Source organism: Janthinobacterium sp. HH102 (assembly GCF_001758625.2).
GTDB lineage: Bacteria > Pseudomonadota > Gammaproteobacteria > Burkholderiales > Burkholderiaceae_D > Janthinobacterium.
Map to the genome: position 1 here is coordinate 3,633,720 of NZ_CP062062.1, position 14,048 is coordinate 3,647,767.

General features: G+C 60.8%; 14 protein-coding genes. 9 read left to right on the top strand and 5 right to left on the bottom strand.

All coding sequences use genetic code 11. The features are described 5' to 3' along the window. Positions 1-10 precede the first annotated feature (10 nt). The 4 genes from JAB4_RS16470 to JAB4_RS16485 all read left to right on the top strand — a co-directional run bounded on the left by JAB4_RS16470 (position 11) and on the right by JAB4_RS16485 (position 2,949). Entirely contained in the window at positions 11-532 is a 522-nt protein-coding gene (locus tag JAB4_RS16470) for a demethoxyubiquinone hydroxylase family protein (protein WP_070218331.1), read from the top strand. Positions 533-591: 59 nt separating this feature from the next. Beyond that, entirely contained in the window at positions 592-1,032 is a 441-nt protein-coding gene (locus tag JAB4_RS16475) for a hypothetical protein (RefSeq protein ID WP_139143680.1), read from the top strand. Positions 1,033-1,142: 110 nt separating this feature from the next. Further along, positions 1,143-1,541, top strand: a complete 399-nt coding sequence (locus JAB4_RS16480) for a hypothetical protein (protein WP_070218333.1) — start codon at positions 1,143-1,145, stop codon at positions 1,539-1,541. A 289-nt stretch (positions 1,542-1,830) separates the two neighbouring features. Beyond that, positions 1,831-2,949: a hypothetical protein gene (locus tag JAB4_RS16485; RefSeq protein WP_070218334.1), complete on the top strand. Its 1,119-nt coding sequence runs from the start codon at positions 1,831-1,833 to the stop codon at positions 2,947-2,949. A gap of 311 nt (positions 2,950-3,260) precedes the next feature. On the opposite strand, the gene JAB4_RS16490 is transcribed toward JAB4_RS16485, so the two are convergent. Further along, the gene (locus JAB4_RS16490) at positions 3,261-3,791 is read right to left on the bottom strand and encodes an SRPBCC domain-containing protein (protein ID WP_070218335.1); all 531 of its coding nucleotides are present in this window, start codon (positions 3,789-3,791) and stop codon (positions 3,261-3,263) included. 130 nt (positions 3,792-3,921) lie between these two features. Here JAB4_RS16490 and JAB4_RS16495 point away from each other — a divergent pair, with 130 nt between their 5' ends. From JAB4_RS16495 to JAB4_RS16510, 4 genes are read left to right on the top strand one after another with little or no spacing between them, the layout of a single operon-like run. After that, on the top strand, positions 3,922-4,356 hold the full coding sequence (locus JAB4_RS16495) for a MarR family transcriptional regulator (protein ID WP_070218336.1): 435 nt from the start codon (positions 3,922-3,924) through the stop codon (positions 4,354-4,356). Next, on the top strand, positions 4,353-5,927 hold the full coding sequence (locus JAB4_RS16500; protein WP_070218337.1) for a DHA2 family efflux MFS transporter permease subunit: 1,575 nt from the start codon (positions 4,353-4,355) through the stop codon (positions 5,925-5,927). The genes JAB4_RS16495 and JAB4_RS16500 overlap by 4 nt, the downstream gene beginning before the upstream one ends. Positions 5,928-5,932: 5 nt before the next feature. Then, a complete protein-coding gene (locus JAB4_RS16505; RefSeq protein ID WP_070218338.1) occupies positions 5,933-7,378 on the top strand; it encodes an efflux transporter outer membrane subunit in 1,446 nt (481 codons plus the stop codon). A 21-nt stretch (positions 7,379-7,399) separates the two neighbouring features. Further along, positions 7,400-8,563, top strand: coding sequence for an HlyD family efflux transporter periplasmic adaptor subunit (locus JAB4_RS16510; protein ID WP_070218339.1), 1,164 nt, complete (start codon positions 7,400-7,402; stop codon positions 8,561-8,563). 100 nt (positions 8,564-8,663) lie between these two features. Here JAB4_RS16510 and fusA read toward each other — a convergent pair whose 3' ends face one another. Beyond that, a complete protein-coding gene (gene fusA, locus JAB4_RS16515) occupies positions 8,664-10,772 on the bottom strand; it encodes an elongation factor G (protein WP_070218541.1) in 2,109 nt (702 codons plus the stop codon). A gap of 286 nt (positions 10,773-11,058) precedes the next feature. Between fusA and JAB4_RS16520 the strand changes: the two genes are divergently transcribed. Further along, complete coding sequence (locus tag JAB4_RS16520) at positions 11,059-12,177, top strand: phospholipase A (RefSeq protein ID WP_070218340.1); 1,119 nt, start codon at positions 11,059-11,061, stop codon at positions 12,175-12,177. Positions 12,178-12,233: 56 nt separating this feature from the next. Here JAB4_RS16520 and JAB4_RS16525 read toward each other — a convergent pair whose 3' ends face one another. The 3 genes from JAB4_RS16525 to JAB4_RS16535 all read right to left on the bottom strand — a co-directional run bounded on the left by JAB4_RS16525 (position 12,234) and on the right by JAB4_RS16535 (position 13,972). Continuing rightward, on the bottom strand, positions 12,234-12,431 hold the full coding sequence (locus tag JAB4_RS16525; protein ID WP_070218341.1) for a hypothetical protein: 198 nt from the start codon (positions 12,429-12,431) through the stop codon (positions 12,234-12,236). A 152-nt stretch (positions 12,432-12,583) separates the two neighbouring features. Beyond that, positions 12,584-12,832 (bottom strand): hypothetical protein, encoded by a 249-nt coding sequence (locus JAB4_RS16530; RefSeq protein WP_070218342.1) that lies wholly within the window; start codon positions 12,830-12,832, stop codon positions 12,584-12,586. Between the two features lie 216 nt (positions 12,833-13,048). Then, on the bottom strand, positions 13,049-13,972 hold the full coding sequence (locus JAB4_RS16535) for a methyltransferase domain-containing protein (RefSeq protein ID WP_070218343.1): 924 nt from the start codon (positions 13,970-13,972) through the stop codon (positions 13,049-13,051). Between the last annotated feature and the right edge of the window lie 76 nt (positions 13,973-14,048).

The window sequence follows — 14,048 nt, forward strand, 5'->3', positions numbered from 1 at the left end:
CAATTGATCAATGCATGCGAATACGCAGTTTTCGAACCGGGCGATGAAGGTAAACCATGCGGGAGAGCAAGGAGCCATCAGCATTTATACCGGCCAGATCTTCGTGGCCCGTTTGACCGCAAGCCATCTCGTGCCGGAACTACGGGCCTTGAGGGCGCATGAGCGGGAGCACAGGACGATATTTCATGACGTTCTCGAACGCCGTGGCTTGCCGCGCTGCCGCAGCTATTCCCTGTGTGCGGCGGGTGGCTATGCGCTGGGCATCGCCACGGGGCTGTGCGGTGCGCGCGCGATCTCGCTGACCACCGTGGCCGTCAAACGGGTGGTCCTCCGGCATCTGCAGCACCAACTCACTATATTGAGCGACGACGATGATGCGGCTGGCGCCATTACAGCAATCCTCAAGGACGAGCAGGAACATCACGACCAGGCATCCATCCACGCGCAAGGCAGCGGGATGTTCGGACGCATACTGAGCGGCATGGTATTCGGCGCCACGGAATCGGTGATCTGGCTGGGAGTGCGCCTTTAGTCATACTGCTATTATTGGCCCAGGCGGAAAGCGGCCATGAGCCGTCTCATAGGAATGATATGCCAAGCACAAAAATCAATGCAATGACCCAGTGCGAATGGCTTGAGCTTGGTTTTTTCTATGAGAGAGATGACGATCTCAAAGAATGGCGATTGCGAGGCCTCAAAGCGGGACTTCGACAATTAGCCGAGGCGATACGCGCATATGCCGCCAACCCACGTAATAGGATTGTTTCGGAACACGAACACTTCGGACCGTACAAATATCTTGAAATTGGAACCTGCCCGACCACAGAAATTACTGACCACTGGATAGCCGGACCTATCAGTGAAATCTATCAGTTAGCGCAACTGATGGAAGCTCGCCTGGATAAAGTACTCGTGGGCGATTGTGTTTTTCTTCGTTCCGAATTCGCGCCCTCATCACCATATGAGTTTATCCTGGAAATTGAGGGGGATAACTTTGACCCGTCAACGGCGGATCTTGACAGCTGGCCGTGACCATGACATTTTCTGCTAAAGTCTGCGCCGGAGCGTAGCTTACTAACGGTAGCCTTCGGCCAATAGCAGCCACGAACATTGATTAATGATTTTTGCCAGATTGACTGGAAATGAACATCAAGGAATACGAGAACCTGCCAGATGGACTTCATCCTTTGACGGTTTGGGAGCATACCAGGATTGCACTGATCGAATCCGAAGGGGAGGACAAGTTCCTTACCCTCCGCAAACTTCGCGAGCTCGCGCACCATCAATGGCACACCTATGAAATTCCCCCATCAGGTCTTCGCGATCATTTACAACGTTGGCTTCAAGAGCATTGGCAGCATTCGTATCAGTTCATTGAATCCGTTCTGCTAATTGCCTATAGTTTCTGTCTAAACAAGGGGATTTATTCTAAGGCGCTAGAAGAGTTCCCTGGTGCTTTCAGCTTGAGCGAGCAAGATCTTGAACAGTCAGCAGGCGAAAGCATGAATCCGTGGTGGTCTTTGGCTCCAAAAGTAAAATGACTGAGCAAGGCGTAAGCGTGTTTTTCTTTGACATGTGACCGCTTTTGGGAGCAGCCTACCAATGACACCAACCGGCCAGAAGCCGCCGTTCGGCTCTATGGTCTAGAGCGTTTTCTGAGCTTTGATCACCGCGATGGTAGTGCAGCTAGAGTGCGGTGATACCCCATAAAGATGCCTCGTTCGGCGCTGGTTTGGGAGTGGGGAGCTACAGACGTGCAAGCTTGGCTCTCAAAAGGGACACCAATAATGCGCTGGGCCTGCCGGCTTTTGAAGAATAGGAGGCGACTCGATGAAGCTAAACAAGGCTTGGTGGGAGCATCTGGCGCCGAAGTCGATGATTGGACGGCGGCGCGAGGTTGAGCAATTGCTGGAAGACTTCATACGGGCCTCCGACTTCGGATTGGAATGGGCGCGGGTGGCTGCAAATCCCCACGGTGTTTTTAGGCTCACGCCAGGCAAAGTGATACCCGTGGTGCGCATGATATTCATGAGCGACCGTCAGGGGTTCATCGCTCCGTTCCAGAAGCTCATGGATGGGCATAGAACTGTGGACCGCAAGTCAGGGTACGGACTCGGCGCCTTGGGCGAAGGCGAGTTAGCTATCCGGCCTAGGATTTCGGTGGAAGTTGTTACTGACCCTGCGTATTTGGCTGCGGCCATGCGCGGAGCTACGCAGATTGACGAAAGCACGATCAGGAGCCCTAGCCTTGTATTTTCGTTGCCCGCAGTTTTCTTACTTTCGCCCAAGCACTACCCTGAACGCACATACGTCCTCTACCAGCATATCTTCGGCGCTGGTGCATCGTACCCTGACGATGGGTACTTTTATGTTGGTGTGTCCACCCGAAGCTGGCAAAAGCGCTGGTCCGAGCACTGTCGCGCGATTGGGACGGGCAGTCCATTGCTTTTCCATCGTCGATTTCGAGAGGAGCAAGAGGGTGGGCGTCTTACGTACGTGCACCACAAAGTGATGGCTATCACCGACGATCTGGAGCAGCTCTACGAGGCGGAAGAGTTTCTGGTGGAAGGCCATTGGGATGATGAACGCCGGCTAAATATGGTCCCAGGCGGAAAGAGTGGCCTACGCTACCTTCGGGAAAACGGAATGCTTTCGAAAGGCGCTGTTCCTCTGCCCGATGACCGCGACAAGATTCTGCACAAGTGGCTGAATGACCATCCACGCTTGGGATTACCGGCGCCGTGGGTCGCCGAAAAGTGGAAGGACAACGACTGGGCGATAGCGCAGATTTGCGGGCGGGACGGGCGCTTATCCGTCGTCCAAGTCAAGGCAATACGTGAGCTCGCCAACTACCACACGCCAGAGGAGATCTACGTCCGCATCGGGGCGAAAAACGTGGATCAAGTGAAACGAGTCTTGGATGGAAAAACCTACGCACGAATAGCCTGATCTCCCGAGTGTGCCGTACCAAGCTACTATAGTTCGCGCCGGCTTAAGGAAACGCGAGCTTAGGCCGGTACGAGGGCTGGTGAGCGGCTGCTTTGGGGCGACAGCTGACGCTCATCAACCGCGAACTGGCAACAGCAAGAAGAATAGGCCCACCCCCTCAACCCAGGCTCCCCGGGCCCAGCGGGCCTGAAAAATGGCCAGGGCAAGGCGCGCGGGCGAAGACAGTACGATGAGTACGGCGAGCCCAAGCAACGCAGCCATGGCCATTTTCTTAGGCTCGCGGCTCTGGCCCGCCGTTCAAAACAATACGATCACTGAACACGCGCCAGGTACTGTGCCAGTTGGGCAAAAGTAGCCTTAAACCCCTGCGTCATCGACTCAAACCCCTGCTTGAACGTCTCATGCTGCTCATCGGTCGCCTTGTGGGGCGTCGACCGCAAGGTCATCGTCGTCTTGCCGTTTTCCTCGGTAAGCGTCATGACATTGAACGATTCCAGCGGCCACGTCGCGCTGACCGGGTGCTGCACGGCATTGCCCTGCTTGTCGGCGAAGGACAGGATCGAGACGATCTTTTCCGGCGCTTCAATGGCCTGGTAGGTGAACTTGCCCCACATCTCGTAGCCATTGTCGGCGCGCATGCCGTAGTGGAAGACGCCGCCCGGCCGCAAGTCCAGCGCCAGCACGCTCAATTCGAAGCCGACGGGACCCCACCACTGGGCCAGGCGATCGGGCTCCACCCACGACTGGAACACCAGCTCGCGCGGCGCGTCGAAGGTTTGCGTGATGACAAAGTCGCTGCTGTCGCGGTGCTGTCCGTCCTGCTTCTGTTTTTCCGTCGTCATGCTGTCTCCTGATGGTGGTGGGCTCACTGTTAATGTACCAGCGGCGCCGGCAAACGGAAAGGCCTGTACGCCTGTCAAACCAGCATGCTAAAATATTAGTTAGACACCTAACCATTAGACGACTCACCTTATGATTTCTATCGAAGAGCGCTTTTCCGCCGCGCTCCACAAGACGGCGCGCGGCTGGCGCCATGCCATCGACCGGCGCCTGAAAGACCTGGACCTGGGGCAAGCGAGCTGGATGTGCATCGCCATGATCGCCAAATCGCCGCAGCCGCCCTCGCAAAGCGAACTGGCCCATCAGCTGGGCGTGGAAAACCCCACCATGGTGTCGATGCTGGACCGGCTCGTGAAATCGGGCTTCGTGCAGCGCCAGCCGTCGGAAACGGACCGCCGCGTGAAACTCGTCGTGCTGACGGAAGCTGGCCTGCAGGTGTATGACACGGTGCGCAAGGAAGCGGACGGTTTCCGCAAGGAACTGCTGCAGGGCATTGATCCCGGTCAGCTGCAGGCCGCCACCGAACTGCTGGAAGCGCTACAGGCGGCCACGGAGAAATCCGCATGAGTTCGGCCACAGCCAGTACCACGCCGGCGCTGCCCGCTTCACAGGACCCGACCTTGAACCGGCGCATGATCACGATTTCGATCATGCTCGCCACCATCATCCAGGCGCTCGACGGCACCATCGCCAACGTCGCCCTGCCCCACATGCAAGGCAGCCTGTCCGCCTCGCAAGACCAGATCACCTGGGTGCTGACCTCGTTCATCGTCGCCGCCGCCATCGCCACGCCCCTGACGGGCTGGCTGTGCGACCGTTTCGGCCAGAAAAACACCTTTCTCGTGTCGGTCGCCGGTTTCACGCTCGCCTCCGTGCTGTGCGGCCTGTCCGGCACCCTGTCCGAGATCGTCGCCGCCCGCTTGCTGCAGGGCGTGTTCGGCGCGGCCCTCGTGCCGCTGTCGCAGGCGGTCTTGCTCGACATCAATCCGCGCGAAAAACACGGCTCGGCCATGGCCATCTGGGGCATGGGCGTGATGATCGGCCCCATCCTGGGACCAACCTTGGGCGGCTGGCTGACGGACAGCTACAGCTGGCGCTGGGTCTTCTTCATCAACATCCCCATCGGCGCCATGGCCTTCTATGGCATCTGGCGCTACATCCGCAAGGACCCGCCCAACCGCCGCATGAACTTTGACATGTTCGGCTTTGCCACCTTGAGCCTGTCCATCGGCGCGCTGCAGATGCTGCTGGACCGGGGCGAGCAGAACGACTGGTTTTCCTCGACGGAAACGTGGATCGAAGCCATCGTGCTGGCCATGAGCCTCTGTTACTTCATCGCCCACACGGCCCTGCGCCCGGCCGGCAAGTCCTTCCTCGATTACCGCCTGCTGAAGAATTCGAACTATGTGAGCGGCTTGCTGTTCATCTTCATCGTCGGCATGGTGCTGTTCGCCACCCGCGCGCTGACGCCGTCGATGCTGCAAGGCTTGATGAATTACCCGGCGGCCATTGCCGGCCTGGTGACGGCCCCCAGCGGCCTGGGCACGATGCTGGCCATGCTGATCGTCGGCAGGCTGACGGGCAAGATCGATACGCGCATCCTGCTGGGCGTGGGCTTTTCGATTACCGCCTTTTCGCTGTGGCAAATGGCCAATTTCACCCTGGACCTGGTGCCGAAGACGGTCGTGTGGAACGGCATCATCCAAGGCATCGGCCTGGGCCTCGTCTTCGTGCCCCTGAGCGCGGCCACGTTCGCCACCCTGTCGCCGCAGATGCGGGCGGAAGGCACGGCAATCTACAGTCTGGTGCGCAATATCGGCAGCAGCATCGGCATCGCCCTCGTGCAAACATTGTTGGTACGCAATACGCAGATCGCCCATGCGTCCCTGACGGAACACATCAATATTGCCAACCCTGCCCTGCATGACCCCGGCATCGCACAGGTGTTCGACCTGGGCACGAGCACGGGCATCGCGGCGCTGAATGGCGAAATCACGCGGCAGGCGTCGATGATCTCCTACCTCGACGACTTCTGGCTGATGATGTGGCTGACCATCCTCGTGCTGCCGCTTTTGCTCCTGATCAAACCACCGAAGAAAAATGCGCCTGTCGTGGTCGACCACGCGGCCATGGAATAACCCTCATGCACACACCGATGAAACTCTCCCTGAGCGTCCTGGCGCTAAGCTTATCCCTGGCCGGCTGCGCCAGCATTCCGCCCGACACGCAACAGCTGCCGCAACAAGACCTGGCCACCGTGCAATTGGCGGCCGACATCCACCTGGCCAGCGAAGGCTGGCCCGCCGCCCAGTGGTGGCGCCAGTTCCAGGACGATCAGCTGGACCAGCTGATTGAACAGGCGCTGGCCGCCAGCCCGAACCTGGCGGTGGCAAACGCCCGCATCGGCTCGGCCCTGTCCGCGTTTGACGCCCAGCATGCGCAGCGCGGCCCCAGGCTGGACTTGGACGCGAACGCCAACCGGCAGCGCTATTCGGGCAACGGCCTGATGCCCGCCCCCATCGGCGGCAATTACTACAACGAGGTCACGGTGGGCGTGCAAGCCCATTACGACCTGGACTGGTGGGGCAGGCACAAGGCGCAGATCGCGGCCAGCCTCGGTGAAGTCAATGCCCGCCGCGCCGAATACGCGATGGCGGAACAGATGCTGGCCGCCGAGATCGCACGCCACTACTTCAGCATGCAAAACGGCTGGGCCCGCATGGACAACCTGCATGCGCTGGTGCAACTGCAGCAGCTGCTGGTGCTGGACAAGGAAAAGCGCATCGCCAACGGCCTCGGCGTCAGCGATGACCATCTGTCCGCGCAAACGCGTTTGAGCCTGCTTCAGCAGCAGATTGCCCTGCTGGAGACGCAGGTCGTCACGGAACGGGAAGCCTTGCGCGCCCTGCTCGGCGGCGACAGCTCGGCGCTGGCCAGCCTGCAGCCGAAACAGGCGCAGGCGCTGCCGCACGCCCTGCCCGCCAAGCTGGGCATGGAATTGCTGGCGCGCCGGCCCGACTTGCAGGCGGCCCGCTGGCGAGTGCAAGCATCGATGAGCAAGATCGAGGCGGCGCAGGCGGCGTTCTACCCCGATATCGACCTGAGCGCCTCGTTCGGCCTCGATGCGATCAAACTGGGCAAGCTGCTGCAGTCCGGCAGCCGCACCCTGTTCATCGGCCCCGCCCTGTCCTTGCCCCTGTTCGACAGCGGCCGCCTGCAGGCACAGCTTGCCGGCGCGCGCAGCGAACGCAACGAACTGATCGCCGACTACAACCAGAACGTCTTCAATGTCGTGCGCGACGTGGCGCAGGCCGGTGCCAGGGTACAAGGCGTGGAAAACCAGCTGCGGCTGCAGCAGGACAACCTGCGCGCCAGCGAAGCGCAGCTGCGCAACGCGAATGCGCGACTCAAGCAAGGGCTGGCCGACCGCGCCACGCAACTGAACGCGGAAATGACCGTGCGCGGCCAGGTGGACCTGGGCATGCAGCTGCAAAACCAGCGCCAGAACGCGGAAATCAGCCTGACCGTGGCCCTGGGCGGCGGCTACCGGGGCAGCAGCGACTTTGCCGCCACGACGACTCAACAATAACGATCGATTACGGAATACATCATGAGCAGCGACACCACAACCACCTCCACCGAACAGCCGGGCAAACGCAAGGCCGTCCTGATCGCCATCACGGCCGCCTTTCTCGTGGCCGGCGCCGCCTGGACCGCCTACTATCAACTGGTGCTGTCCAGGGAAGAAGTGACGGACAATGCCTACGTGGGCGGCAACCTCGTCACCCTGTCCGCGCAAGTGACGGGCAATGTCGACGCCATCCGCGCCGACGAGACGCAGATGGTGAAAGCGGGCGCGCCGCTGATCACCCTGAACGCCATCGATGCGGACCTGGCCCTGAGCCAGGCGCAGGCACGGTTGGGCAACGTCGTGCGCCAGGAACGCGAGCGTTATGCCAGCGTGGGACAGTTCGACGCCGTCATCGAGCAGCGCCGCCTGGCCTTGGCCACGGCGCAGGGCAACCTGGCGCGCCGCGCGCCGCTGGCGGCGGACCACACGATCTCGGGCGAAGATCTTGTTCATGCGAAACAGGCCGTCGACGACGCGAAAGCGGCCTTGATCGTGGCGCAGCGCCAGGCCGAGTCGGCCAAAGCGGGCGTGACCGGCGTCAACCTGGCCAGCCATCCGGCCGTGCTGTCGGCCAAGGGCGACGTGCTGCAGGCGTGGCTGGCCGTGCGCCGCAATGCCGTGGTCGCGCCCGTCTCGGGCTATGTCGCCAAGCGCAGCGTGCAGCTGGGCTCGCACGTCACACCGGGTACGCCGCTGATGTCCATCGTGCCGCTCGACCAGTTATGGGTCGACGCGAACTTCAAGGAATCCGAATTGCGCAATATCCGCGTGGGACAGGCGGCGACCATCGAAACGGATTTGTATGGCAGCAAAGTCGTCTACCACGGCAAGGTGCTGGGCATGTCGGCCGGCACGGGCAGCGCGTTTTCGCTGTTGCCGGCGCAAAACGCCACGGGCAACTGGATCAAGGTGGTGCAGCGCGTGCCCGTGCGCATCACGCTGGACCCGAAAGAGCTGGCCGCCCACCCGCTGCGCATCGGCCTGTCGACCACGGTGACTGTCGACACCAGCCATGGCGAAGGGGCAACCCTGGACCAGCCGATGGCGGCATCCACCGTCTACACGACCCAGGCGCTGAGCCAGCCCGTGGACGAGGCGGAGAAGATGGCCGATGCCATCATTGCGCAAAACCTCCTGAATTGATGCGTAGGTCGGCTTAGCGCAAGGCGCGTAAGCCGACAACATTGTTGGCATGGCCTGTGGTGGTGTCGGATTACGCGGGGCGTTGCCCCGCTAATCCGACCTACCTGGCCTTGCCAGCCGATGCTACCTGGTCCAGGATATGCTTGGGCACTGCCGCATAATGCTTGAATTCCATCGTGTACGTGGCGCGGCCTTGGGTCAGCGAGCGCAGGGTGGTGGAATAGCCGAACATTTCCGCCAGCGGCACCAGGGCCTTGACGATGCGCCCCGCGCCGCCGGGAATGTCGTCGACGCCCTGCACCATGCCGCGCCGGGCCGTCAGGTCGCCCATGACGTTGCCCATGAATTCTTCCGGCGTTTCCGCCTCCACCTGCATCATCGGTTCCAGCAGCACGGGCGACGCCTTGCGCATGCCGTCCTTGAAGGCGATGGAGCCGGCCATGCGGAACGCGTTTTCGTTGGAATCGACGTCGTGGTAGGAGCCGAACGTCAATGTCGCCTTGACGTCGACGACCGGATAGCCGGCCAGCACGCCCGCCTTCAGGGTTTCGATGATGCCCTTGTCGACGGCGGGAATGAATTCGCGCGGCACCACGCCGCCCTTGATGGCGTCGACAAACTGGTAGCCCGTGCCCGGCTCCAGCGGTTCAAGTTTCAGCACCACGTGGCCGTACTGGCCCCGTCCGCCCGATTGCTTGACGAATTTGCCCTCGATATCTTCCACCGCGCGCGTGATGGTTTCGCGGTACGCCACCTGGGGCTTGCCCACGTTCGCTTCCACGCCGAATTCGCGCCGCATGCGGTCGACCAGAATTTCCAGGTGCAGTTCGCCCATGCCCGACATGATGGTCTGGCCCGATTCCTCGTCCGTATGCACCCTGAACGACGGGTCTTCCTGCGCCAGGCGGTTCAGGGCGATGCCCATCTTTTCCTGGTCCGGCTTGGTCTTCGGTTCGACGGCCTGGGAAATCACGGGTTCCGGGAAGATCATCTTTTCCAGCACGATGATGTGGTCGATGGCGCACAGGGTGTCGCCCGTGGTGACGGCTTTCAGGCCCACGGCGGCGGCGATGTCGCCCGCATACACTTCCTTGATTTCCTTGCGCTCGTTCGCATGCATCTGCAGGATGCGCCCCAGCCGCTCGCGCGCGCTCTTGGTGGGGTTGTAGACCATGTCGCCCGAGTTCACCACGCCCGAATACACGCGGAAGAAGGTCAGCTGCCCCACGAACGGGTCCGTCATGATCTTGAAGGCCAGCGCCGAGAAATGCTCGTCGTCGGCCGGATGGCGCTCCACCTCGTTGTCGTGCTCGTCGTGGCCCATGATGGGCGGCACTTCCAGCGGCGACGGCAGGTATTCGATGACGGCGTCGAGCATGGCCTGCACGCCCTTGTTCTTGAAGGCGCTGCCGCACAGCATGGGCACGATTTCGTTGCGGATGGTGCGCGCACGCAAAGCCTGCTTGAGTTCCGCTTCCGTGAACGTGTCGCCATTCAGGTAGCGCTCCGTCATGTCGAGGCTCGCTTCAGCCGCCTGTTCGACCAGGTGCTCGTGCCATTCCCGCGCCTGCGCCAGCAGCTCGGCGGGAATCTCGCCATAGCTGAACTGCACTCCCTGGCTGGCGTCGTCCCAGGTGATGGCGCGCATTTTCAGCAAGTCGATGACGCCCGTAAAATGCTCTTCCGCGCCGATGGGCAGCTGGATGGGCACGGCCACGCCCTTCAGGCGCTCGCCGATCTGCTTGCGCACGCGCAAGAAATCCGCGCCCACCCGGTCCATCTTGTTGATGAAGGCGATGCGCGGCACATGGTATTTATTGGCCTGGCGCCAGACGGTCTCGGACTGGGGCTGCACGCCGCCGACGGCGTCGTAGACCATCACGGCGCCGTCGAGCACGCGCATCGAACGCTCCACCTCGATCGTGAAATCCACGTGGCCGGGCGTGTCGATGATGTTAATGCGGTGTTCGGGGAAGTTGCCGGCCATGCCTTTCCAGAACGCGGTGGTGGCGGCCGAGGTGATGGTGATGCCCCGTTCCTGCTCCTGCTCCATCCAGTCCATGGTGGCGGCGCCGTTGTGCACTTCACCGATCTTGTGATTGACCCCCGTATAAAAAAGGATGCGCTCGGTGGTGGTGGTCTTGCCGGCGTCGATATGGGCGCTGATGCCGATGTTGCGGTAGCGCTCGATAGGTGTTTTGCGGGTCATCACAATCTCCATGGCTAGCCCCGGCACGACTGTGTTTGCGCCGGTTTTCCAGTGTAGCAGACATCGATTTTGGCAGTGGCGGGTAACCGGTTTTTACCATGCGCGCAACACTGACATTAACGCGCACGCGCGTTGCACAGGACAAATAAGAGTTTCGGCTATACTTTCAACTTTATTAATCCAGCAAAGATTAATCAAAATCAATACGCACGGTGAATTACCGTGCAAGGCGACGCCGCCGGCATGCAGCCCAGGTGCGCACCGAATGACATGCCCCACTCAGCCTATGACCATCCAACTAAGAAAAATAATCCTCTCCTCCCTGCTGGCGTCGCCGGCGCTGGCCATGGCCGGCGAACTGGAACAGCAAATGCAGCGTTGCGCCGTGCTTGGTGACGCCAGCGCCCGCCTGGGCTGCTTCGACACCCTGGCCAAGGCGGCGGAAAAAGCCACCATCGCCGCCGGCGGCGATCCCGTCACCGCTGCCGTGGCCCTGGCAGCGGCTGCCGAGGTTGCTCCCATCACGCCCGTCAGCCCGCCGGGCGTGGCCACGCCGGACGCCGTCAACGCCGCCATCCCCGCCATCGCGCAGGCTGGCGCGGCGCCGCCGGAAGCACCGATTTCGCGCACCCAGCAATCGTGGGAACTGAACGACGCATCGAAACGGGGCCTGTTCAACTTCCGCCCGCACCGCGACACCTATCTGTTGCTGGCCAATTACAGCGACGCCTCGAACGACGAACCGTTCCAGGATTTCACGCCAGCCGGCATCAAGAGCCAGCACGTGGAATTGACCTTCCAGCTGAGTTTCAAGATGAAACTGCTGGAGGACATCGCCGGCACGCCCATCGACATGTGGTTCGGCTACACGCAGCAAAGTTTCTGGCAGGCGTATAACCGCAAGGCTTCGAGCCCCTTCCGCGAGACCAATTACCAGCCGGAGCTGATGCTGATCTTGCCGATCAACAAGAATTTCGCGGGCCTGGAATTCAATTACCTGAACCTGGGCCTCGTGCACCAGTCGAATGGCCAGACCTCGACCCTGTCGCGCAGCTGGAACCGCGTGTATGCCGAGCTGGGCGTGGAAAAAGACAACCTGGCCGTCACGGGCCGCATCTGGCACCGCCTCGACAACAGCGCGACGGACAACGACAATATCGACATCACCGATTACATGGGACATGGCGACTTGCGCGTGAGCTACCGCAACAAGGGCCATGAATACGCCGTGACGGCGCGCCGCAATTTCAGCAAGAAGCATGGCTCGATGCAGGCCAGCTGGGCTTTCCCATTGAAAGCCAACCTGAAAGGCTATCTGCAGCTGTTCTCCGGCTATGGCCAGAGCCTGATCGACTATAACTATTCGCAGAAATCGATCGGCGCCGGTTTCATGGTCGACCTGTAAGCAGTACACGCATAAAAAATGGCGCCGACGGCGCCATTTTTTATGGGAAATCCAGTTTAGTGCCGCCCGCCACCGAGCACCCGAGCCGGCAGCATGACGATGGCGCGCAGCAATTCGAACACGCCTTCCACGCCGATGCCGATCAGGCGAAATGGCAGCAACAGCAGCCAGGCCAGCGGATACAGCACGAGAGCCAGCAAGGCCAGGGGCCAGCACACCAGCAAGAGCAGCAGCCACAGCACGAATCCCAGCATCGCGTTCCCCTCGAATGAAATGTGCGGAGCAAGCCGTGCTTGCCCCGCTACCGTGACGGCACTATAGCCAAGCGCCGCGGGGGCGGCAACGGCCGTGCGACGAACTGCGTGCTACGGGGATGAACGGTGCAAAAACGGGAATGAACGGGGGCTTACTGGCCGACGCAAATCACTTTCGTGATGTACTCGTGCGCGTTCGGCTTCTTGCTGGCGGCCCATTTGATGGCCTGGTTGGCCTCTTCGATGGTCAGGATGGAGGCCTTGTCCTTCGACTTGATGAAGGACACGCCTTCAAACACGCCTTCCTTGCTGCGCATTACCTTGGCAAACACGGGCGGTTTGGTCTCGCCGTCGCTGATTTTGTTCTGTTGCACGAGGTAACGCTGATCGATCTGTTCCATGATAATAAAGCTGTCCAGTGGTAAAAGACGGAATATACCCTGAATGGACAAACGCCGCAGGATGAAATCGCTGCGGCGTTGCCCAAATTTGATTTCGAACGGCTGACAAAACCGTAGCGAGCGGCAGTGAGTTGTGGCTAAGAAGCGCAACCGTACTTTAGTACGGTGAGCATCGCAGGCCGCAAATCGCGACGCGCAGCAGGTTTGGTCAGCTGATCAGGCGTAGACGGGATTCTGCGTCACTGGCTGCAGATTCACGTCATAGATCACCTGCGCGCGGATCGACGTTTCCAGCGAGGGGATCGAGCCGCCCGCGCGGTACTGGAAGCTCACCTGCAGCACGTCGCCCGCCTTCACGGCCACCGGCGCGGCCAGCGGCAGACACATGTAGTGGTTCAGCCAGTCGATGGTGGTCGAGCGCTCGGGCACGACGGCCAGGATATTCTTGGTGACGAAACGCAAGGCGTTCAAGGTGCCGCTGCGCTCGACGACGAACTTGCCGTCGAAGCCGAACACGCTGTCCGTCGGCTGGCTGAAGTCGATGATGCTGTAGACGGACGGCGGCGCCAGTTCCAGCACACCTGGATGGATGGCCGTGGTTTCCTGGAATTGCACGATGGGCGCATAAAACCCCTCGAAATCGTATTCCTGCTGCATCGGCTGCACGGCCATGATGACGGCCTCGGGCAGGAAGATGGGCAGCGGGCCGCCGAAGCGGGCCAGGTAGCGGCGCTTGAACGATTCGATCACTTCCACCTGCTTTTCGCGCAGCATGCCCACATGGATCATTTCGCAGATGACCACATCGACGGGCTCGGGCGGCAGGTATTCGAAGGCGTCCGCATGAACGACTTCGACTTTTTCACCGTTCGGGTTGAGCGCCAGCATCTTGCGCGCTTCCTTGACCATGTCCGGATTGAACTCCACGCACCAGACCTTGTCGGCGCGCGCGGCCGCAAACCACGACAGCACGCCGGTGCCGCCGCCCAGCTCCAGCACCTTCATGCCGGGTTTCACCGCGTAATCGATCGCCGACTTGAACCCGTGCATGCGGTTCTGGTCCATCAACATATTGTGGTGGTAATGGACGGGGATAAATTGCCCCAGGTAACAACTCTCGATTTCTCGTTCATTCAGCATGTCTGTCCTCTTGGAGTCTGGCTCCGATGGCCGATCGGTTTTGTCATTCCAGAAAGCAGTGATATCGCACGGGCTG

Excerpts from the sequence above, each read along its gene's own strand:
- JAB4_RS16480 (WP_070218333.1), top strand. The coding sequence starts at position 1,143 with ATGAACATCAAGGAATACGAGAACCTGCCAGATGGACTTCATCCTTTG.
- fusA (WP_070218541.1), bottom strand. The coding sequence starts at position 10,772 with ATGACCCGCAAAACACCTATCGAGCGCTACCGCAACATCGGCATCAGC.
- JAB4_RS16530 (WP_070218342.1), bottom strand. The coding sequence starts at position 12,832 with ATGGAACAGATCGATCAGCGTTACCTCGTGCAACAGAACAAAATCAGC.
- JAB4_RS16500 (WP_070218337.1), top strand. The coding sequence starts at position 4,353 with ATGAGTTCGGCCACAGCCAGTACCACGCCGGCGCTGCCCGCTTCACAG.
- JAB4_RS16505 (WP_070218338.1), top strand. The coding sequence starts at position 5,933 with ATGCACACACCGATGAAACTCTCCCTGAGCGTCCTGGCGCTAAGCTTA.
- JAB4_RS16475 (WP_139143680.1), top strand. The coding sequence starts at position 592 with ATGCCAAGCACAAAAATCAATGCAATGACCCAGTGCGAATGGCTTGAG.
- JAB4_RS16525 (WP_070218341.1), bottom strand. The coding sequence starts at position 12,431 with ATGCTGGGATTCGTGCTGTGGCTGCTGCTCTTGCTGGTGTGCTGGCCC.
- JAB4_RS16535 (WP_070218343.1), bottom strand. The coding sequence starts at position 13,972 with ATGCTGAATGAACGAGAAATCGAGAGTTGTTACCTGGGGCAATTTATC.
- JAB4_RS16470 (WP_070218331.1), top strand. The coding sequence starts at position 11 with ATGCATGCGAATACGCAGTTTTCGAACCGGGCGATGAAGGTAAACCAT.
- JAB4_RS16495 (WP_070218336.1), top strand. The coding sequence starts at position 3,922 with ATGATTTCTATCGAAGAGCGCTTTTCCGCCGCGCTCCACAAGACGGCG.
- JAB4_RS16485 (WP_070218334.1), top strand. The coding sequence starts at position 1,831 with ATGAAGCTAAACAAGGCTTGGTGGGAGCATCTGGCGCCGAAGTCGATG.
- JAB4_RS16510 (WP_070218339.1), top strand. The coding sequence starts at position 7,400 with ATGAGCAGCGACACCACAACCACCTCCACCGAACAGCCGGGCAAACGC.
- JAB4_RS16520 (WP_070218340.1), top strand. The coding sequence starts at position 11,059 with ATGACCATCCAACTAAGAAAAATAATCCTCTCCTCCCTGCTGGCGTCG.
- JAB4_RS16490 (WP_070218335.1), bottom strand. The coding sequence starts at position 3,791 with ATGACGACGGAAAAACAGAAGCAGGACGGACAGCACCGCGACAGCAGC.